The sequence below is a fragment of the Bacteroidota bacterium genome, from assembly GCA_030017895.1.
Taxonomy (GTDB): Bacteria; Bacteroidota; Ignavibacteria; order UBA10030; family BY39; genus JASEGV01.
This window is the reverse complement of record JASEGV010000057.1, coordinates 1-20,411: the sequence shown is the minus strand read 5'-3', so window position 1 is coordinate 20,411 and position 20,411 is coordinate 1. Positions and strand designations below refer to the sequence as shown.

Here is a 20,411-nt window from a genome sequence, read left to right as displayed (position 1 = left end):
CAGGCAACCCCAGTTAGTGACTGCGTTTACAATCACGTTGATTTTTATTGCCAAAATAAGATTTTAGAGATGCCCTTTAGTTATCGGAAGGGCATTCTCCAAATCTTTCGGAGTGATCTTTACTAAAAACCCTCTCTTACCTCCATTAATATAAATTTTATTCAAATTGAAAATTGTTTTCTCAACATAAACGGGAAGTTGCTTGCGTGTTCCAAACGGACTTGTTCCGCCGAAGATATATCCCGTGTGCTTTTCAGCCGTCCGCTCATCGCAAGGTTCAATGTGCTTCACGCTGATTATTCTTGCAAGTTGTTTGGTTGAAACTTCCATATCGCCGGGCATCAAAACGATGAATGGTTGTTTGCTGTCGGTTTCCATAACGATTGTTTTTATCGTGTTATGCTCGGGAATGTTTAATGAGCTTGATGCCACTTTCGTTCCGCCGTGTTTTTCGTATTTGTAGAAGTGCGGAATGAAGTTTATTTTTTTCTCTCTCAAATATCGGACTGCTGCGGTTCCCGGGGTTTCGGCTTTACTCATTTGGTTTTAAAATGTCGTGATACTCATCCTGATTAGTTCTCATTTCAAAATTACACCCCATTCAGCTACGGAAAAGCCACTCCTGCTGAAAATCGGAATTAATGGTTCGGGTAAGTTTATTTCCCCATCGATACTACCTTTAATCGTATAGAAGAGGCGGAGTATATTATCCGGTTGATGGGAAAATTCTAATTGAATCATCTTTTCAATATCCGATTTATACTGAGGATAGATAATATAAAATGGATGTGAGTTTAGTATTGGTATCCAGTAATCTAAAAAGTCGTTAATTTCTCGCTGCGAAAAACCTGTGGCAAGCATGTTATCGGTGAAAAATGATGCAAGGTCAGTATGTTTTACAACCCAACCCGACTTATACTGACAAAGGTCAGGATTTTCACTTTCATAAAAAAGATAATCGTAAGCATCATTTATTCTACCTGAAGGTTCGACAGTGATATTCCAACCATTTTGGTAAGGAGGTTCGGAAACAGTAACTGAACCGCCGACTGGAAATTTTAAAGAAACAAATAAATCGGTTTTTGCTTCGGGATAGATATAAATGTTGGGTTTAAGAGGTGTTATTCTAGCTGTATCTTTTTCAACCGGCTCAGTCGGGGAGCGTTTACAGGAATTTGTATATGGTATTAAAACAAATACAGCAATACAAAATATAATAAATTGTTTCATAGTTTTCTCCATTTTTTATTTAACGAGTTCAACCAACCGTATTTTTCAAAATCAATTTTGTCTTTATTGAAAATAATACTTTCTATTTTTAAAAACAACCGCTGCGATTTATAGATTTTCGAATTTTTAGGAAGAGAAATTTTTCCCTTCCAGTTGATTACTCGATGCCACAGAATATTAGTGTCGTCAGGCAGGTTGTGGAGCGCGTAGCCTACTAGTCGGGCTTGTTTTATCAAGCCGGACAATTCTGCAACCTGACCGTAAGTCGCCACTTTGCCTTTTGGGATCTGTTTGACGGTTTGCCAAATTAGTTTGTAGCTGGCAGGAATTGTATTCTTCATTTATTGTTCTAATGTTCATCTGTCAACTGACGGATTCTGAATTCAATTTATAAAATATGCTGATTTGAAACAAATAAAAAAGGGCGTTCCCGCTTTAAACTAACAACGCCCTTGAAATCATAATTTCAAATCAAATTACGCAACAGCTTGTTTGGTAGTCTTCCCGTATATTGCGGCTACTATGGCGCCCAGAATAGTATATTGTATCATTCCATAAACAAACCATTGAGCTGCAACAGAGTACGGTATCGGTATCATCGCATAAGTGCTGTATGCCATCGGTACTGACATAAGAAAGCCGACATATATCCCGTATCGAACACCTTCCATGATTCCTTTACCCGTATATCCTTTTGAAAAAATTAGTACAAAAAAGAAGGAAATAAATAAATAGACGATGTAATAAATCCACATCTTCGACATCATATCAGCTCGCCAGATGTTTTTCATTTCGTCCGATTGATAAGTCGGTCCTAAAATCAGACCGTGAATGATGAAACTTAAAATACTCATCGCAATAAATATCACGATGAAAGAAATCCAGAATTTTTTCATAATAGCTCCGTTATTTGTTTGTTAAAAATGTGCAACTCGCTTCCAAAGTGAGTCGCACATACATACTATTTTAAAAATATAAATTTCTTCGTCGAAACAAAAACTTGTCCTGAGCGAAGCAAAGGATCACCTGCAACTAATCTGTAAAAGTAAACGCCGCTTGCCAGTAATGTTCCATTTATTTTCAAGTCATATCTTCCTGCAATTTTATCCTCATTCAAAACCGTCATTACTTCTTGACCTAACATGTTGTACACTTTGAGTGTAACGTGCGATTCTTTCGGTAGCGAGAAGTGGATAGTAGTGCTTGGATTGAAGGGGTTGGGATAATTTTGCTCAAGATTAAAGTATAATGGAATTTTATTCTCTTGTGTTTCCTGGACATTCACAAATGTAGAAACATTAAAAACACTTCCGTAGATACTGTATCCATGAGATGGTGTACGTGTCTCCGACCAGATAAAGAAAACCTTATTGTTGTGTACAGCATAGGTTCCTTGCTGTTTACTTTTTTCGTTTGGACTATGGATTAATACAGAGTCCCGCTCTTGTATACCGTCATTCGAGAATGCTTTCGCATAAATCATATTACCCGTCTTATATATTACGATAAAACTTCTTGACGTAAGTCTTCCGTACGATAACTCAGAAGCGTAATTTGTAAGTAAAAATTTATTTTTTACTGTATCACCCGTTGACATAATGATTGTTCCATAGTATTGCGGTCTAAGGTATAAGTATTCTTGACGAACACGGAGGAATTTATCACCTTCCAGATGCAAAGATGCATTGGCGATTGTGGCAATTGTTAACGGTTCAAGTGAATTTGAAAACAATTGTACTTTACGTCCGAAGCGTATCCAAAACGAATTCTTGTCGTTGATAAAAATTGTTAATCCGTATGTTTGGTCGGTTGATACCACCTCTCTTGATAAAATTTCAATTCCATTTTTATTGTACAGAGTAAGCCAAACGTCGCTTTCGTTTTTTGAATACAGAATCACGAATGAACTATCTGTTAGAATTTTAGCATCGCCAAAAATCTGACAAACCGCTATTGTATCTCGTTTTGCTACGTTCCAATCGGAGTTATAAAGCGTAAAACCGGAGACAGAATTTTTTCGCCAAGTATTTATGAATGACCAATCAGAGAAGAACTCACATGGCTTCCCTTCGAGCATTATAGGATTTCTAACCTTATTCCCAAAATTATCGAGCAGTTGCCCTACATATTTAACTTCGTTCTGCCAGCATGTGAAGAAGTGGTTGTCGTCGACCTTTGTTATGAATGGTGCTACCTCGTTGCTGCCAACTTCATCATCATTTAATTTGACGTTATCAATTGGTGAGAAGTATTGTAATTTAGTAAGATATGCATCGTTGTTGGCGCCGGTTCCAATATATAAGGTACTATCTGATATTTTAATAAAACTTTCTCCTAAATTATAGCTTTGCATGCTGTCGGTTAGCACATCATCTTCTGGGTTGCCGGCAGTGTTGAACGTAAATAAATGGTTGGTTAAAAATATATTGCCCAAACGGTATTCCGAATTTGTGAGTATAATATTAAATTTGTCGTTTTGAATATTAGAAATGGAAAAGTTATTTAGATAGTTGTCCGTTGTTCCAATGATTGGTATTGCATGTCGTTTAACTTCTGATAATGGATCTCCTTGCAGATTAAACTTCCGATAATACACATACCCTGAATCTGTGTTTGCGACTAATATTAAATAAGCAGTATCCTGTAAGCACACTGTCTTCATCAAATTGCTTCTATCCAAGAAGTAAGGTTCATTAGATGATCTTGTTGGAAAACCAAGAGGGACTTCTGAAATAATTATTGAATCGTTCGTATCGTAAAAAGTTCCGAAATAGCCAGATTCAATATAGTTCTCATCGATCTCTAACCATGTCATCAGATATGTTCCAGAAGTACTTGCTGCAATCGTAGCATCCACTGCCTTTTTTGGATATTCCAGTAAATCCTCCTGAAAGTATAGTCGGTTACCGATGCTGTCATATTTAGAAATAGATATACGACCGTCATTGCGCATAAGGAATAAAAATTGATTGAGTGTGCTTGCAGAATGGTAATCTACACCGAGGTAGCCTGTGCCACACCAAGGAAGAATCGCCCAGTCAAGGGTTTTGGATGTTAACATGTTACCGATAGAATCGTGAAACGTTCCGCTGACAATCATAAATTGATCGTCCCAATAACCAGCCGATATTTGATGACCAATCGAGAGAAACCAATTATTATTTATGAATCTGAACATAGAATTGGAAGATACAGGAAAATTTTTTCCAATTGGATTATGATACAAATCAAATTTTTGAGCATAGAAACCAGGAATCCCGTCTCGATTATCTTCCCAAGCAGCAATGAACCCTTTTGTTGAATTTGGAAAAACTCTCACGTTTTTCTGAACAAATGTGGATGGAACATTCTCTTCGCTGATAAGAAAATCCGAAACTACTAATTGCGCTTGTGCTGAAACTACACTATTGAAAAGTATCAATAAGCTCAAGTATCCGATAAAAAGGCGCATAACTTTTTCTCCTTTTACTGTAAAAATATTATTTAATCAAGCTCATCTTACCGCTTAACAAATTATCACCAACTTTCAGTCTATAAAAATACACACCGCTCGGAAAACCGATTGCATTCCATTCAATCTCGTATGAATTAGCTTTCTGTAATTCATCCTTCAGTGTAATAATCTCCTGTCCGACTAAATTGAAGACCTGAATTAGAACGTGAGAATTTTCAGGAAGGTCATATCGTATCTTTGTTGATGTGTTGAAAGGATTCGGATAGTTAGAATAAAGTTTGAAGTTTTCAGGTACCTCATCAACAATTACAAAAAAATAGTTTCCTGAAACCCACGCTAATTCTTTCATCAATATTTTCATATATATTATTCCCACGTACTCTCCAGCAGAGGTTGTTTCAGGAATTGCTACGGTAATGCCAATGGATATTGTTACAACTCCATCGTCTCCGCTTGTAATTGTATCGCCAGTATATGGATTCAAATATTTCTTACCCTCATGCCAATACACAGCATTATCTGTAAATGAGCATCGTATTTTTGCTCCAGTTTCTCCAATTAAATTTTCTGGAAGATAATCGAATTTCACAAAAAGGGTTTCTCGTTGTTCTGTGATAATTGAAACCATTGCAGGTTTTCCCGCTTCTCTTCCGTTACGAATTGGTGAGATTAAGTTTTGTGTAGGTGAGAATGGAGAAACCGTATATATAGTACCTCTCGATAAATTATTCAATTCTCCTTCCCTCTGATTTGGATCAACGCGACTTTGAACCTGAATGTAAAATTTTCCAGGTGCAAGGAGAATTTCTTCTGTACGGATATCAATCGCAAGGCAACGTATTGTTGCCTGAAAGTTATTGTATTTATTAATGGTTCTCGTATCAATGACGATGCCGAGATGGAATGTTGCTATACTTTCTGGACCGACAGAAATTGTTTTGGGTAATTTAGGATTCCATCGAATCTGTTGTTCTTCCCAGAAAACACCATCTGGAGCGAATGAACAAGGAATTGCAGTTCCATCCACACTGCGTGCAGAATCGGGTGCAATAAAGTTTATTTGCCATTGTGTTCCGGGAGGTGCTTTTAAGACAACTCGAAGAGGTGCTCCCCATCCACCAGACCAGGGGGGATCAAGGGGATTGTCTGAGTTTGGGTCTGCATCGAGCGTGTAGATAAAACCACAGGTAAGTTCTCCAAGCTCACCATCATAAACCGATAATTCCTGTGAGCTTACGATAGTAACACAGAGGTAAATAAGTAAGATAATTAGATGAATGCTGTAGGTCATATTTTTATTAATCCTATTAAATATTTTGTTCGTTAATTTATTTTTACTTTATCAAACTCATCTTACCGCTTAACAAATTATTGCCGACTATGAGTCTATAAAAATACACACCGCTTGCTACCGGTTTGTTGCTATCGTCAGTTCCATCCCACCGAGTAAAGTATGTTCTGGCGGGAAGCGACTCTTTCAGTAATTTCTTCACAACCTGTCCGTGTATATTGTAAATATTTAATTCCACGTTCGAGTATGCTAAATCCTCAGAAATACTAAAGGAAATAATTGTTGAGGAGTTAAACGGATTAGGGAAGTTTTGGTGAAGTACAAAAGATTTCGGAATGTCGTTTGGTTTGTCGCTTACAGAAGTAAATAAATTCAGTCCGGGACCTCTTGAGTTACCGGTGCTGTCGGCAAGATACAGATTTACAAACGAAGGTCGGGTTGACTGAAATAAGTACGATGCTTTCCACTCTTCGTCGGACAGTCTTAAAAAGTTTGTCGATAAATATTCATGGTAACTCATCACCGGTCCCACGAACGCAATCTGTCCGACACCCGAAAGTTCAGCGATAAAAACTCCTAAATTTATCAAACCCGTTCCGGCGTGTAAAACCCAACCAATAGGATATCCTGATGCATCGGTTGGTGCAGTGTGTATATCGGCTACTATTAGGTCTTTTTTTTCAAATCCCTCATCACCGGTGTAATATAATTTGTAATACCAGCCATTATACTGGATTCCACATATACTCTCCGTGAATAACATCTGTTTTAAAAATTTATTTTCTGAATTTGATAAAGGAATATTATCCAATTCTTTTTGTGCAATTGTTCTAAGTGTATCTACAACACCTTCCATGTGCGTGAAGTAGTTTAGTATTCTGGTTTTGGTATAAACATCCGGGAAATTAATTAATGAAAACTTATCTTTAGCAATTTGCGCAAAAGTTTTTAAAGCATTATAGAATGTAGGGAATGGTTCTATATAACTATACGGATACGAGCAGATAATTCCACCCGTGTATGATTGTTTTGCATAAAGCAGCACATCGTGCCTGAGTTGTGCCCACGAAGCGAGTTGTGTGTTCATCTTCTCCTGCCACCAAGCGGCAGTTTGCATAAACGGAGGAAGGTGTTCACGGTTTGTTGGGGGATTTAACTTGCGTAAGGAATTTAACCAAAGATTAAACAAACTAACGCTCCAAAAATCTGAGCCATAAGAGTCAACGAGGTACCTGAGTGCGGCGAGGTTTGTTCCGTAGTGGTATTGCTCTAACTCGGACTGCAATAGTTGTGCTGAAGCGTTGTTACCAAGAGCGAACAAAACATCTAACGTAGATGGAAGCATCCGGGGAATTCTAATTCCGTTATAATTTATTCTGTCGAACACAACTTGTCCTGTAACATAGGAATCAATAATAAATCTTTGTCCTAATAGCAGGAAAGCTGATGCAGGAACGATGCTGTCAGGATTCAACGGGTCGCTGTAGAGTATTTGTGATAAGATTCTCTGAAAAGCATAGGATTTTGTTTTAAGTGTATCCTGGAACTTTTGGAGTGTAGCATTATCCAAGAGCTGATTTGCATAAGTAATATTTGCCGCTGTCGTAAGCTGCTGAACGTTTGGCAGAGTAACATTATCCGATTCACCTACAAAGAATTTGATTATGCTATCAATCTCCTCGAGTATCGGAAATGCATTTGCTAATTGAGCGGCTTCTAATATTAGAACTGCATCAATCGTTTGCCGTCGTATATCTTCGGGTTTAGGTGGTTGGTCTAACGATTTTGGAGCGAGTAAATATATTTCGGTTCTACCCAACCACATCATTGCTTTAAAATATTTTGCAAGCTCGGGATAATTTTCGTTTGTATAATGACCCCGGACTTTGAATTGACTGAAATCTAATTTACGGCTCACACTTGAGAACAGGGGATAATATGCCGGCTGTTCGGCGTAAATCAGATTCAATAATTGAGTGATGACTGCATTGTTGTCTGGATAGTAAGGAGATACGGTTTGACCTAACAGTTTAAGCGGAATCGTTAAATATACATCAACATCCTTAAGCGATTGCGTCATCGCTGTACTAGTAGCATATCTTACAGCAAGCTGTGGAATTTGTGTGTGAAGTTTCGTAAGCAGTTCTCCTAATTTCGGAATAAGAATCTGTCGTTCAACATCGATAAGAATATTGTCGAACGACATGTGTAGTGTATGTAGTATTGCATCAGTGGAAACGAAGATAGGTAAATCTTTATGCCAAATGTCGAGTAATGCCTCGCCGAAAGTATTTCGGGAAAGCCGTTCACTCACCATAAACCCATGCTGAGTTAGAAGAGACTGTTCATGATTAGTAAGTTTGTATTTTAAAATAATACTATCGAGGTAAAGCGTGGGTTGAGTTTGTGATATTCTTGCTGCGAACGAGTCGGCAGAGTGCATTTGCAGCAATTGTTGAGTAGTGAGATTTTGGTTTAAGTTTAAAAATTGTTTGTAAGCGTTGATGTCGAAATTATCGGATTGTGCTTGAGTACGATAAATAATACCACATTGACTTACGATAATAAGTCCTAAAAAGAAAAATATCTTTCTCATATAACCTCCAGATTATTAGTATAAATATAATGTATAAAGTTGCGGATGTCAAATATAAAAACTGGGTTTTCAGTTTCCTTGCTAATCCCACCAATTTTTCTTATTTTTAAGCCGTATTTTATAATAAATCAAGGAGTTATCGCAAGTTGGCTGACTATTTAATAAGCATACTTATCGGTTATTTTATTGGTTCTTTCCCGAGTGCATTTTTGTTGGTTAAGCTGACGGCTAAAAAAGATATTCGGAAAGAAGGAACCGGTGTTACCGGAACTTTTAATACATTTGAAGTCACACAATCAAAAGTTGTGGGGATTTCAGTGTTAGTTTTGGATTTACTCAAAGGCGTAGCCACCATACTCACTGTAAATTTATTATTCGGAAACCATTTTTCCACATCAGCGATAGCTGCTTGCAGTGCAATTATCGGGCACAATTATCCGGTATGGCTCAAGTTTAAAGGTGGCCGTGGTTTAGCAATTACTGCCGGTGTTATGTTAGTGTTAGGTTGGATTTACATCGTTGCATGGTTATTGATGTTTGGTATTTCATATTTAGCTTATAAGAAGCTACATCTATCAAATATAGTTGCAACTGTTTTAAGCCCAATTGTTTTGATTTTAACTCCCGAGAAAATATTAAAGTACATACTACCTGCATACATAGATAAAAGTAATTTTTTATATCTTGCTATGTGTGTTTGTTCGTTGTTATTGATTTCGCATATTGATCAAATAAAATTATTGTTTCAGAAAGAGAAGTGATGAATAAATTTAGTATCGAAAAATTGTATGAGATGAGCCGCCAACTTCGCCGTGATGTAATTAAGATGTTGATGATTTCACAATCGGGACACACAGGCGGACCACTTGGTGCGGCTGAGATGTTTGCCTCACTTTATTTTAATGTATTGAACATAGACCCAAAAAATCCGAAGTGGGAAGACCGCGATTATTTCTTTCTATCAGCCGGACACTACGCTCCGATTTGGTACTCCTCACTTGCGCGCGCCGGTTACTTTCCGCTGAACGAGTTGGGTACATTGAGAAAGTTAAATACAAAACTTCAAGGTCATCCGGCTCCCGTTCATACGCACGGTGTTCCCGGTGTTGAGATTGCTTCGGGAGCTTTGGGTCAGGGGTTGTCGGTTGCTGTCGGTGCGGCGTTAGCTTTACGATTAGATAAAAAGAGTAGTCGGGTTTTTGTTTTCCATGGCGACGGCGAATTGAACGAAGGACAAATTTGGGAAGCGGCAATGACTGCCTCTCATCATAAAATTTCTAACTTGACTGCCATCGTTGACAGGAACAACTGTCAGATAGATAATTTTACAAACGTGGTGATGGGATTAGAGCCGCTCGCAGATAAGTGGCGGGCATTCGGTTGGAACGTTTTGGAGATTAACGGACATTCGATTGAAGAATTCTTATCTGCGATTGAGAAAACAAAAACCTGCACCGATAAGCCATCTGTGATCATCGCTCATACTTTTATGGGTAACAACGTAAGCATTATGCACAACGACTACAAGTGGCACGGTGTTCCGCCGAACGACGAACAAGGCAAAATAGCATTGAATGAAATTGCACCAACATCATTCGGTGATTTTATTAAGTTTGAATGGGAAAAGGAGTAAAATATGGAAAATATATTGCCTAAGTGGGTTAAAAAAATTCCAAACAAGAAAAAATTTTTAAGAAATATTCTACAAGCGACGGCTTTTAGAGAGATGCAGGAATTTCAGAAGAAGATACTTGTATTCGAAAAAAAGTGGGGTGGTAAATTCGAAAAAGTGTCCAAGAAATTAAAGAAAGCTAAACATGAAAACTTTCAGCTATGGGATGATCTTATAGTATGGGAAGGGTATCGTAGAGCTTTTCAGGAATGGCAAAAATGAACTATTGGACAAAATTAAGTATTGAATACGCGAACCAGAAGTCTTATCTGGATGACCTTTTTCAAGTCTATCCAACAATTCCTGAAGGAATAAGAGAAATCGACGAAGAAATTTGGGGAAAAATAGAAAAGGCATTCAAGAAAAAAGACAATCAAACACTGATACAGGGACTTCTCAAACTAAATCTTTTTCCAATCAAGGATTCTTATATCGCCTACTTGAAACGGGACCCATCGTCAATTGAACGGAATCCTAAAACAATTAATCGTGTTTGTGTCCGCCTCTACGAAATGGGACTTGGAAAAATATTAGAGAGGTGTTCCGAGCCAAAAGAAACCAATCGGCAAATTGGGCCTTTTTTTAAAAGATGGTTGAATAAAAAATCCCTTGGTTTACAACCAATAAGTCTGGATGAATTTACGAAATCAAAAAAAGATGGTATTCTTAACGGCAGTGATCGTGAACTGATGGATTTCGCAAGAAAGCAGTTGAATTACAAACGAGACAAAGGTTTGGACTTCGTTGCTCGTTTCAATGACAAATATGTAATCGGCGAGGCAAAATTCTTGACTGATTTCGGCGGACATCAAAATGCACAGTTTAGTGATGCTATTAGCACTGTGCAAACAAAAAATGTTAAGGCAATTAAAATTGCCATTCTTGACGGAGTGTTATACATCAAATGGAATAACAAGATGTATAAAGACATTACAAAAATTTGTTTGAATTAAATTATGAAATTAGTAGAACTCATTATTGATATTCTTGAACATTCAGAATCTCCTTTGAAACAGGGAGAGATTTTAGCTTTGGCCGAAGAACATAAACAATACAAAAATTGTGAAGAGTTACATACAGTTCAAGTTCCGTTATCTGCTGTTGCAAGATGTTTGACTAAATACTCTGGCGGAAGTAACCCTGTTTTTGGAATTTTCTTTGAAGGAAAACACAAGCAAAGTCAAAAAAGATTTTTCCTTAAAACTAAAAATATTCCTGAAGTAAAAATAATTCCGGAATCAAGTCTTCATCCTTACTTAGTAAAGTTCGCCAAAGAAAGATTTAATGTTTATTGTAAAACAATAAATGCTCTTAAAGTTGCTAAAAAGAAAGATAAAATTGGTAAATGGACAAACCCTGATATTGTAGGGCTGAATCCAGTTATCTTAAACTTGAATCCTTTATTTCAGAAAGAAGTTGAGAAACTTGGAATGCTTTCCACTAAGGTAATAGAGTTCTATAGTTTTGAATTGAAACTTAAAATAGATAAAAGCAATATTACTGAAGCATATTTTCAAGCTGTCTCAAATTCGAGTTGGGCAAATTTTGGATACTTAGTTGTTGGCGACTTAGATACTGATGCAATCTTTCTTTCAAATCTTATGCGACTAAATAATGGATATGGAATTGGGGTGATAAAATTAAATTTAGATAATCCAGTAAAGAGCGAAATCATTGTTTCTGCAAGAGTGAAAGAAGTTGTTGATATTAATTTTATGAATTTTCTTTCAGAGATGAATAATGACTTTTATGCTTTTATTAAATCTACCGGCAATATCATTTCAAAAAAATATATTTATACAAAATACTTTGATAAAATAATATGAGCAAACAAAATCATTTAGAAGTATTAGAGGAGAAACTTATCAGCAATCTTGATTTTATATTCCTTCAAAAAATAAAGGAGAAGTTGCCTTATCGTAACGCATACTTTTTAGTTTGTTTAATTGAAGTCCTTAATCGTTTTATTGATGATGAGAACTATTATGAAAAATTTAACGATACTTTAGAAGCAGTTATTGAAAAAGCAACTGAATTGTATTTAACAACAAATATTTCTTCTGTGTTTGAAAATGAAAATCCACTTGCATATAGATTATAAAATCGGGCATTATGTTAAAGTTATAATGGACGAAATCTTTGGTATAGAAAATTTTCGTAACGATATTGCTAGAATAAAATGCAATCCTAAAAATTTTGAAAGAAAAGGTTACAGCAATATCAAGGATTTAATTCTTTTTTATTCTAAGTCAGATGACTTAATATGGAATGAGCCGATTATCCCGTTTACAGAAGAAGATGGAAAAAAACTTTTTTCAAAAATTGATAAAGACGGAAGACAATACACTACAATTCCTCTTCACGCTCCTGGCGAAACTCAAAATGGAAAAACATCATTGACTTGGAAAGGGCTTTCACCCCCGAAGGGAAGACATTGGAGAAGTGAACCAGAAGTGTTGGAAAAATTGGATCAAGAAGGTCTTATTGAATGGTCAAGTACTGGTAACCCTAGAAGAAAAATTTATTTTGATGAGAGAGAAGGGAAACGGTTACAAGATATCTGGGAATTTAAAGATCCTCAGTACCCAACTTACCCGACAGAAAAAAATTATGATCTTCTTAGTTTGATTATTAAAACATCTTCTAATGAAGGCAATTTAGTTCTTGATTGTTTCTCTGGTTCTGGAACTACATTAAAAGCTGCACAAGAAAATAATAGAAACTGGATTGGTATCGACCAATCTGAAGAAGCCATTAAAGCAACAATCAAGAAATTGAAGAACATTAAAAGCGACTTGTTTGTTCAAGATATTCAATACGAATTGCTCAAATGTTGGTAGAATAAAAATTTTTATCACGAAAGGAATTGTTAAATTGCCAAAATTAGTAAGCAAAGAATCAAAAGCCACACGCTCAGCATTCGGTGAAGCGCTATTGGAAATCGGACGCGAGAATCCCGATGTAGTAGTAATCGGTGCCGACGTAACAGGTTCTGTAAAAACCGATTTATTTATGAAAAATTTCCCGAACCGTTTTTTCTCAGTTGGTATAGCTGAACAGGACATGATTGGAACAGCAGCCGGTTTGGCAATTGCCGGTAAAATTCCCATCGCTTCCACCTTCGGCGTCTTCGCGACCGGTAGGCCCTACGATCAAATCCGCCAATCTGTGGCTTACAGCAACCTGAATATAAAAATCTGCGCATCGCATTGCGGACTGACAGTCGGGCAGGATGGAGCTACACACCAGTCGTTGGAAGACCTCGCTCTTATGCGCTGCCTGCCAAATATGATTGTGCTCAGCCCATCCGACTATGTTGAGACAAAGAAAATGATTAGAGCCGTGATAAACTATAAAGGTCCCGCTTATGTTAGATTCTTTAGAGACAACACGCCGGTTTTTAACGATGAATCGGTGAACTTTGAAATAGGAAAAGCGGTGAAACTCATAGATGGTAACGACGTAACCATAATTGCCTGCGGACTTCAAGTTTGGGAAGCAATCTTGGCAGAAGAAGAGCTTTCCAAAGACGGTATCAGTGTTCGGGTGTTAAATATGCACACGATAAAACCGATAGATAGAGAAGCAATAGTTGCCGCAGCAAAAGAGACCGGTGCAATTGTAACTGCGGAAGACCATCAATTACATGGCGGACTTGGAGGTGCGGTTGCTGAAGTTTTAGTTCAGAATTTTCCTGTCCCACAAGAATTTGTCGCAGTGCGTGACATATTCGGAGAATCCGGAACCGCTTCAGAACTCATGAAGAAATATGGTATCGCGAAAGACGGAATTATTGCTGCCGTTAAAAAAGTTTTAAAAAGGATATGATAACTAATCAGCACTCAAAATAATATGCCACAGATTCACAGATGAAACTTATGAAATATTCAGAAAAGGAATACCCGTTACAAAAAGAGTAATTCTATAATCTGTGAATCTGTGGCAAGTTTCAAAGTTCATCGATTGAAACACCGAACATACAGTGTTGAATAGTTACCTGCTGAGTAGTTACATAAAATGATTTATTTAATTGGAGAATAGATATGAAATATAAATGGCTTATATTAATACTGATAATCGTTCCGTTTGTTGTCGGTTCGGTAGTCGGATATAATCTGGGTTTATCTTCATCTACCTCAGAAAATAAAACTTCACATATTTATGAAGATGCTTCACAGTCCGATCATACAAACCTTCAACAAGCTTCGCTTCAAGAGTCGATAACAAATCAAATATATAATCAACGACATAACGCCATTACAGAAGCTGTCGCAAAAGCCAGCCCGGCTGTGGTTGGTATTAACGTAACAGAGGTTCGTGAGTATCGCGACCCGTGGGGACAGATGTTTGGTAACGACCCGTTCTTCCGTAATTTTTTTGGAGATAGAACATTCAAGCAAGAAGTAAAGGGATTAGGTTCGGGGTTTATTATTTCGTCTGATGGTTACATACTTACGAACGACCACGTAGCCGGCAATGCAAAAGAGATTACTATTACTATGACCAACGGCGAAAAATACAAAGCTGAGCTTATCGGAACCGATATGGTATCGGACGTAGCATTGCTAAAAATTGATGGAAAAAATTTGCCGTACATCAAGCTTGGAAATTCTGAAGAAATTATTATTGGCGAATGGGTAATCGCTCTTGGAAATCCTTTCGGACTTTTCGAGATTGCCGATAAGCCGACCGTAACTGTTGGGGTTGTCAGTGCTGCAGGTTTAAATCTCCGTCCCGAAGGCGGGCGTTTTTATCGCGGAATGATACAAACCGATGCGGCAATTAATTCAGGTAACAGCGGCGGTCCTCTTTTGAATGCTTTGGGCGAGGCAATCGGTGTAAATGCTGTCATCTTCACTCCAAACCAAGGCAGCGTGGGTGTTGGGTTTGCAATTCCGATCAACAGAGTAAAAAATATTGTCGATGAATTGAAAGCAAAAGGGAAAATCGAACGCAATTTTTACACTGGACTTGAGATTCAATCGGTTGACGGACGGATTGCACGCTATTTCGGTTTAGAAAAAGCTGAAGGCGTTATTGTTAGCGATGTTCGACGAGGTAGCCCTGCCGAGAAGTCAGGATTCAAAGTCGGAGATATTATTGTTGAGATTAACAGCGAAAAAATCATAAACGAAAATAATATTACATCAATAATCACTGATTCAAAAGTCGGTGATTTATTGAAATTAAAAATATTAAGAGAAAAAAAATATATAAACTTAAAGTTAAAACTTGTTAGTCAGTTGACTAACTGAAAGGTCTATCCTCTTGATCGCACGCTATACACGTCCCGACATGGGAAACATCTGGACGGACGAAAATAAATTCCGAATCTTTCTTGAAATTGAAATATTAGCTTGCGAAGCACAGGCTGAGTTGGGAATTATTCCGAAAGAAGCTGTAAAAGTAATTCGCGAAAAAGCTAAGTTCGATGTTCGCAGAATCGATGAGATTGAACAAACTGTGAAGCATGACGTAATTGCTTTCCTGACTAATGTCGGTGAATACGTAGGCGATGAAGCAAGATATATTCACGTCGGGATGACATCTTCAGATGTTCTTGATACGGGTTTGGCAATTCAAATGAAGCAATCGGGCGAGTTGCTGCTGACCGATTTAAAAAAACTTTCTGAGGTGCTAAAACGCAGAGCAGCTGAATTCAAAGACACGATTATGATCGGCAGAACTCACGGTGTACATGCCGAGCCGATTACTTTCGGACTGAAACTTGCACTTTGGTATGATGAGACACAACGCAATATCCGTCGGTTAAAACAGGCAACGGAAACAATTTCTTACGGACAAATATCCGGAGCTGTCGGAACTTACGAGCATCTCGACCCATTTATCGAAAAATATGTTTGTGAAAAATTGGGACTGAAGCCCGCGCCAATTTCAACACAAATTCTACAGCGCGATTTACATGCCGAGTTTATAACGACTCTCGCTTTAATCGGCAGCTCGGTTGAAAAATTTGCCACAGAAATTCGGCATCTGCAAAGAACTGAAGTCCTTGAGGTTGAAGAATACTTTTCCGAACATCAAAAAGGTTCTTCCGCAATGCCGCACAAGCGTAATCCGGTTAATTGTGAACGAGTTGCCGGACTTGCACGAGTCCTTCGCGGAAATGCACAGGCGGCAATGGAAAATATTTCGCTCTGGCACGAACGCGATATTTCACATTCATCAGTCGAGCGAATAATCATTCCAGATAGCTGTATTTTACTCGACTTTATGCTTGCGACTTTCATAAATATTGTTGATAAGCTGATTGTCTATCCAGATAATATGAAGAAGAATTTGGAACTAACCGGTGGATTAATATTTTCTCAATCTGTTTTGCTTGCGTTAACGAAGAATGGCATGAAGCGGGAAGAGGCTTATACTTTGGTTCAGAAATACGCGATGGATGTCTGGAAAAATAAAGGAAACTTTAAGGATAAGTTAACATCGGATAAGATTGTTAAAACATTTTTAAACAATGATGAAATAGAGAATTTATTTGATTTGAAAAAAAGTATCGATAAAGTTGATTATATATTTAAACAAGTTGGAATATAGAGTTGAGCGAAGAGCATAGAGCAAAGAGTTTAGATCTCGGAAAAAAGAGTGTGTTGTAATTAGAAAAATCAAACTCAACCCCACAAAGTTTAATCCAATCCCCCCTTCTCTTACTAAGTGAAGGGGGTTGGGGGATGAGTTAGCAAATAAAAATAACTGAAAATTAAACTGGAGAAAACTATGGCAAAGAAATATCAGAATTTTATTAACGGCAAGTGGTCGGATGCCAAATCAGGAAAGACTTTTGAGAACCGCAATCCCGCTAATTGGGATGAAGTTGTAGGGACCTTCCCGAAATCGAGTATCGAAGAAGTGAATGAAGCAGTAGCAGCTGCGAAGGCGGCGTTTGAAAAGTGGCGGCTCGTCCCGGCGCCAAAACGCGGCGATATTTTGAAGAAAGTCGGCGACATTATGGTTGAGCGAAAAGAAGAACTTGCTGAACTGATGACCCGCGAGATGGGCAAAGTGTTGGTGGAAACCCGCGGCGATGTTCAGGAAGGAATCGACACTGCTTACTACGGCGCATCGGAAGGAAGAAGATTATTCGGACACACTGTACCGTCAGAGCTTCCAAACAAATTTAATATGGCAATTCGCGTTCCGATAGGCGTTGCCGGCGTAATTACTCCGTGGAATTTCCCGATGGCAATTCCAACTTGGAAAATATTTCCGGCACTCATTTCAGGCAACACTGTAGTGTTCAAACCTGCTTCAGATACACCGGCAACAGCGACGATGCTTGTAGAAATTTTAGCGCAGGCAGGCATCCCTGACGGAGTTGTGAATATTATTCATGGCGGTGGTGGGGAAGTCGGTATGGGAATCGTTAACCATCCCGATGTTGACCTGATAAGTTTTACCGGGGGAACCGATGTCGGTATTAAAATTTCTGAAACCGCAAGCAAAACATTAAAGCGAGTTTCATTAGAACTTGGCGGTAAGAACGCTCAGATAGTTATGGACGATGCCGATTTACACTTAGCTCTCGACGGAGTCCTCTGGGGTGCATTCGGAACTACTGGACAACGCTGTACTGCAACAAGCCGATTAATACTTCACGAAAAAGTTTATGACCAATTCATGTCAATGCTTGTCGAGCGGACAAAGAAACTCCGTCTCGGCGACGGATTGAAGAAAGATTCCGAAGTGGGTCCCTGCGTTAATGAAGGACAAAGAAAATCTGTGCATAGTTATGTTGAGATTGGCTTGAAGGAGGGCGCCAAATTACTCTGCGGCGGCGAGCCCGACACAACAGGCGATTTAGCAAAAGGGTGGTTCTACAAACCAACTATCTTCGGTGATGTAACACCCGAAATGAGAATCGCGAAAGAAGAAATCTTCGGTCCAGTTCTTTCTGTTTTAAAAATTCGTACACTCGATGAAGCCGTTCAAATTCTTAACAACACGATATACGGATTGTCATCATCTATCTATACAAAAAATGTTAACGATGCGTTTACTGCGATACGCGATATAAAAGCCGGCATAACTTACATTAACGCGCCGACGATTGGAGCCGAAGCTCACATGCCGTTCGGCGGTGTGAAGCAAACCGGTAACGGCCACCGCGAGGGCGGCTGGACGGTTTACGATTTCTTCACAGAATGGAAAACAATTTATGTTGATTACAGCGGCGGACTGCAACGCGCACAGATTGATAACTGAAAACAGTAGGTCGGAATTTTCCGAGGTTGACCAATAAGTTTGTTTTCTCGTTACTTTCTTTGACTTGTCGTCGAAGAACACTCGAAAACCGACAGGGTATGCAGGTTCTCGAGGGCGATTTCGAAGAAATCGTGTATCGAGAGAACATTTTAGTCAACCACGAGATCGGTGTTGTCTAATAAGTACATTCAGATGAACGTGGGGCGAAATTTATTTCGCCTATTCCTCAAATTCTAACGAACTAAAGCTCGAACTACATTGCATGTTCTACTTTTTAGACAACCTCATATTCCCGCACTCGAACGAATAATTATAGTTCATAGTTACTTGTTAATAGTTTTAGTTGCATAGTTACTGGTTGTGGTTTATTAGCAAATTATATAACAGATTTGAGCTTGAAATATTTTTATTTATATTATAACATGATATCGAACGAAGATAAATATCGGCTATTTGAAATTGCTAAAAAATATAAGGTATCAAAAATATACCTTTATGGATCAAATATTAACATTGGAAGTGAATCAAATGATATTGATTTGGGGGTTGAAGGGGTATCCGACTCACTATTTTTTAAGTTCTATAGTGAATTAATTTTTGCCCTTTCAAAACCTGTTGATCTAGTTGATCTCAAGAAAAAATCCTTGTTTAGCGCGATAGTAAAATCAGAAGGTATTCTTCTTTATGGCTAACCTATCGCAAAAAATTCGGTCAGAGTTGGAAAACATTAATAAAATATTTCCTCGTCAGTCATCCGCTGAAGATTCAGAATTCTAGTTGACGTTATAATAGCTTTGTCGCCGACTTCTTTTTGTAACCAATCGGTCACAGGTTCAGGTATGTTTTGGTCAAGCAGAATCTTGATCATGCGGGTGTATTGATACTCAATTGTGTGTCGTCCACAAGTTCAATTGCATATGCAATGGCTGCTTCAATGTCTTCGCGAGTTAGTTCCGGGAAATTCTTGATGATGTCCTGAATAGATTCACCGCCAGCTAGCGAGCCAAGAATATTTCGCACCATTATCCGTGTCTCATGTATAACGGGCTTGCCATGACATATTTTCGGGTTTACCTCTATGTAATTGTTCATGTTAATCTCATGTTTTCTGATTCATCTGATTAAAACATAGTAAAAGAATTATGAAAAATCAAATACACATGCGTTGCAAGAAATTGATTACAGCGGAGGTTTGCAGAGAGCGCAGATAGATAACTGAGAAGATGTAGGTCGGAATGCCATTCTGACTTGCAATTTTAAAAAATCCAAGTGAAGGGGTGTGTAGTTAAGAAGAAATCGGAAATCTTGTTTAGAACGTTTTAAGTTCCGAGTGACACGCGAACGAAATCATTCGTGAGCGGGATGTACCGAGAGAAACGCTAGTTAGTATAGCTTTGTATGAGTATAATTCTTTGTTTATATTTCTCGCATGAAGGGTTGGATATATATACTTGAATGTTCGGATAAATCATATTATGTTGGGTCCACAAATAATTTAGAGAGAAGAATAAAAGAACACCAGAGCGGACAAGGAAGTTTATACACTTCAAAACGACTGCCGATAAAATTATTATTTTCATTTGAATGTGAGAATATTGTTGTTGCTTTTAATTTAGAACACCAAATAAAAAAGTGGAGTCGATCAAAGAAAGAAGCGTTGATACGAGGAGAGTATAATTTATTAGTTGAACTTTCAAAAAAGAAATTTAGAAAAAGTATAAAGGATTCGTTCATCTGATCTGTGCTCTCGATACGATTTCGCTTCGCTCAATCACTCGCCTGCCCGACGCAGGCGGGAGCACCTGCAAAGCTATGTAGGTTCTCGAGTGCGATTTCGATTTGTCCCGAACTTGTTTCGGGAAGAAATCGGAAATCTTGTTTAGAACGTTTTAAGGGCAGTTCCAAAAATTCAAATATAAGTTTAGTGTTATAGATTTTATCG

At 38.0% G+C, this 20,411-nt stretch carries 20 protein-coding genes and 1 pseudogene; 13 read left to right on the top strand and 8 right to left on the bottom strand.

Features of this window, described 5'->3' with window-relative positions:
- Positions 1-63: 63 nt before the first annotated feature.
- The 7 genes from ybaK to QME58_10800 form a co-directional block, all read right to left on the bottom strand.
- Positions 64-540, bottom strand: coding sequence for a Cys-tRNA(Pro) deacylase (gene ybaK / locus QME58_10830; GenBank protein ID MDI6804321.1), 477 nt, complete (start codon positions 538-540; stop codon positions 64-66).
- A 39-nt stretch (positions 541-579) separates the two neighbouring features.
- A complete protein-coding gene (locus QME58_10825; GenBank protein MDI6804320.1) occupies positions 580-1,230 on the bottom strand; it encodes a hypothetical protein in 651 nt (216 codons plus the stop codon).
- Entirely contained in the window at positions 1,227-1,571 is a 345-nt protein-coding gene (locus tag QME58_10820; protein MDI6804319.1) for an MGMT family protein, read from the bottom strand. The genes QME58_10825 and QME58_10820 overlap by 4 nt, the downstream gene beginning before the upstream one ends.
- Positions 1,572-1,706: 135 nt before the next feature.
- Complete coding sequence (locus QME58_10815; GenBank protein MDI6804318.1) at positions 1,707-2,126, bottom strand: hypothetical protein; 420 nt, start codon at positions 2,124-2,126, stop codon at positions 1,707-1,709.
- A 65-nt stretch (positions 2,127-2,191) separates the two neighbouring features.
- Positions 2,192-4,681: a T9SS type A sorting domain-containing protein gene (locus QME58_10810; GenBank protein ID MDI6804317.1), complete on the bottom strand. Its 2,490-nt coding sequence runs from the start codon at positions 4,679-4,681 to the stop codon at positions 2,192-2,194.
- A gap of 28 nt (positions 4,682-4,709) precedes the next feature.
- Positions 4,710-5,975, bottom strand: coding sequence for a T9SS type A sorting domain-containing protein (locus QME58_10805; GenBank protein MDI6804316.1), 1,266 nt, complete (start codon positions 5,973-5,975; stop codon positions 4,710-4,712).
- Positions 5,976-6,018: 43 nt separating this feature from the next.
- Entirely contained in the window at positions 6,019-8,571 is a 2,553-nt protein-coding gene (locus QME58_10800; protein ID MDI6804315.1) for a DUF3160 domain-containing protein, read from the bottom strand.
- A gap of 146 nt (positions 8,572-8,717) precedes the next feature.
- Between QME58_10800 and QME58_10795 the strand changes: the two genes are divergently transcribed.
- From QME58_10795 to QME58_10740, 12 genes and pseudogenes are all read left to right on the top strand, one after another.
- Entirely contained in the window at positions 8,718-9,332 is a 615-nt protein-coding gene (locus tag QME58_10795) for a glycerol-3-phosphate acyltransferase (protein ID MDI6804314.1), read from the top strand.
- On the top strand, positions 9,332-10,204 hold the full coding sequence (locus QME58_10790; protein MDI6804313.1) for a transketolase: 873 nt from the start codon (positions 9,332-9,334) through the stop codon (positions 10,202-10,204). The genes QME58_10795 and QME58_10790 overlap by 1 nt, the downstream gene beginning before the upstream one ends.
- Before the next feature lie 3 nt (positions 10,205-10,207).
- The gene (locus tag QME58_10785) at positions 10,208-10,465 is read left to right on the top strand and encodes a hypothetical protein (GenBank protein MDI6804312.1); all 258 of its coding nucleotides are present in this window, start codon (positions 10,208-10,210) and stop codon (positions 10,463-10,465) included.
- The gene (locus QME58_10780) at positions 10,462-11,196 is read left to right on the top strand and encodes a restriction endonuclease (protein ID MDI6804311.1); all 735 of its coding nucleotides are present in this window, start codon (positions 10,462-10,464) and stop codon (positions 11,194-11,196) included. Before QME58_10785 ends, QME58_10780 begins: the two co-directional genes overlap by 4 nt.
- A gap of 3 nt (positions 11,197-11,199) precedes the next feature.
- Positions 11,200-12,069, top strand: coding sequence for a hypothetical protein (locus tag QME58_10775; GenBank protein MDI6804310.1), 870 nt, complete (start codon positions 11,200-11,202; stop codon positions 12,067-12,069).
- Entirely contained in the window at positions 12,066-12,344 is a 279-nt protein-coding gene (locus QME58_10770; protein MDI6804309.1) for a hypothetical protein, read from the top strand. Before QME58_10775 ends, QME58_10770 begins: the two co-directional genes overlap by 4 nt.
- A pseudogene (locus QME58_10765) lies at positions 12,322-13,083 on the top strand (site-specific DNA-methyltransferase). The gene QME58_10770 and the pseudogene QME58_10765 overlap by 23 nt, the downstream one beginning before the upstream one ends.
- 34 nt (positions 13,084-13,117) lie before the next feature.
- The gene (locus tag QME58_10760) at positions 13,118-14,071 is read left to right on the top strand and encodes a transketolase family protein (protein ID MDI6804308.1); all 954 of its coding nucleotides are present in this window, start codon (positions 13,118-13,120) and stop codon (positions 14,069-14,071) included.
- Between the two features lie 215 nt (positions 14,072-14,286).
- The gene (locus QME58_10755; protein MDI6804307.1) at positions 14,287-15,498 is read left to right on the top strand and encodes a trypsin-like peptidase domain-containing protein; all 1,212 of its coding nucleotides are present in this window, start codon (positions 14,287-14,289) and stop codon (positions 15,496-15,498) included.
- A 13-nt stretch (positions 15,499-15,511) separates the two neighbouring features.
- Positions 15,512-16,804, top strand: coding sequence for an adenylosuccinate lyase (purB, locus tag QME58_10750; protein ID MDI6804306.1), 1,293 nt, complete (start codon positions 15,512-15,514; stop codon positions 16,802-16,804).
- A 180-nt stretch (positions 16,805-16,984) separates the two neighbouring features.
- Positions 16,985-18,469: an aldehyde dehydrogenase family protein gene (locus QME58_10745; GenBank protein MDI6804305.1), complete on the top strand. Its 1,485-nt coding sequence runs from the start codon at positions 16,985-16,987 to the stop codon at positions 18,467-18,469.
- 422 nt (positions 18,470-18,891) lie between these two features.
- Entirely contained in the window at positions 18,892-19,161 is a 270-nt protein-coding gene (locus QME58_10740) for a hypothetical protein (GenBank protein MDI6804304.1), read from the top strand.
- 172 nt (positions 19,162-19,333) lie between these two features.
- Here QME58_10740 and QME58_10735 read toward each other — a convergent pair whose 3' ends face one another.
- Entirely contained in the window at positions 19,334-19,561 is a 228-nt protein-coding gene (locus QME58_10735) for a DUF433 domain-containing protein (protein ID MDI6804303.1), read from the bottom strand.
- A gap of 337 nt (positions 19,562-19,898) precedes the next feature.
- Here QME58_10735 and QME58_10730 point away from each other — a divergent pair, with 337 nt between their 5' ends.
- A complete protein-coding gene (locus tag QME58_10730) occupies positions 19,899-20,207 on the top strand; it encodes a GIY-YIG nuclease family protein (protein MDI6804302.1) in 309 nt (102 codons plus the stop codon).
- The last annotated feature ends 204 nt before the right edge of the window (positions 20,208-20,411 follow it).

Bases quoted from the DNA above. Each gene is read 5' to 3' on its own strand.
- ybaK (MDI6804321.1), bottom strand. From the start codon at position 540: ATGAGTAAAGCCGAAACCCCGGGAACCGCAGCAGTCCGATATTTGAGA.
- QME58_10825 (MDI6804320.1), bottom strand. From the start codon at position 1,230: ATGAAACAATTTATTATATTTTGTATTGCTGTATTTGTTTTAATACCA.
- QME58_10820 (MDI6804319.1), bottom strand. From the start codon at position 1,571: ATGAAGAATACAATTCCTGCCAGCTACAAACTAATTTGGCAAACCGTC.
- QME58_10815 (MDI6804318.1), bottom strand. From the start codon at position 2,126: ATGAAAAAATTCTGGATTTCTTTCATCGTGATATTTATTGCGATGAGT.
- QME58_10810 (MDI6804317.1), bottom strand. From the start codon at position 4,681: ATGCGCCTTTTTATCGGATACTTGAGCTTATTGATACTTTTCAATAGT.
- QME58_10805 (MDI6804316.1), bottom strand. From the start codon at position 5,975: ATGACCTACAGCATTCATCTAATTATCTTACTTATTTACCTCTGTGTT.
- QME58_10800 (MDI6804315.1), bottom strand. From the start codon at position 8,571: ATGAGAAAGATATTTTTCTTTTTAGGACTTATTATCGTAAGTCAATGT.
- QME58_10790 (MDI6804313.1), top strand. From the start codon at position 9,332: ATGAATAAATTTAGTATCGAAAAATTGTATGAGATGAGCCGCCAACTT.
- QME58_10785 (MDI6804312.1), top strand. From the start codon at position 10,208: ATGGAAAATATATTGCCTAAGTGGGTTAAAAAAATTCCAAACAAGAAA.
- QME58_10780 (MDI6804311.1), top strand. From the start codon at position 10,462: ATGAACTATTGGACAAAATTAAGTATTGAATACGCGAACCAGAAGTCT.
- QME58_10775 (MDI6804310.1), top strand. From the start codon at position 11,200: ATGAAATTAGTAGAACTCATTATTGATATTCTTGAACATTCAGAATCT.
- QME58_10770 (MDI6804309.1), top strand. From the start codon at position 12,066: ATGAGCAAACAAAATCATTTAGAAGTATTAGAGGAGAAACTTATCAGC.
- QME58_10755 (MDI6804307.1), top strand. From the start codon at position 14,287: ATGAAATATAAATGGCTTATATTAATACTGATAATCGTTCCGTTTGTT.
- QME58_10745 (MDI6804305.1), top strand. From the start codon at position 16,985: ATGGCAAAGAAATATCAGAATTTTATTAACGGCAAGTGGTCGGATGCC.
- QME58_10740 (MDI6804304.1), top strand. From the start codon at position 18,892: ATGATATCGAACGAAGATAAATATCGGCTATTTGAAATTGCTAAAAAA.
- QME58_10735 (MDI6804303.1), bottom strand. From the start codon at position 19,561: ATGAACAATTACATAGAGGTAAACCCGAAAATATGTCATGGCAAGCCC.
- QME58_10730 (MDI6804302.1), top strand. From the start codon at position 19,899: ATGAAGGGTTGGATATATATACTTGAATGTTCGGATAAATCATATTAT.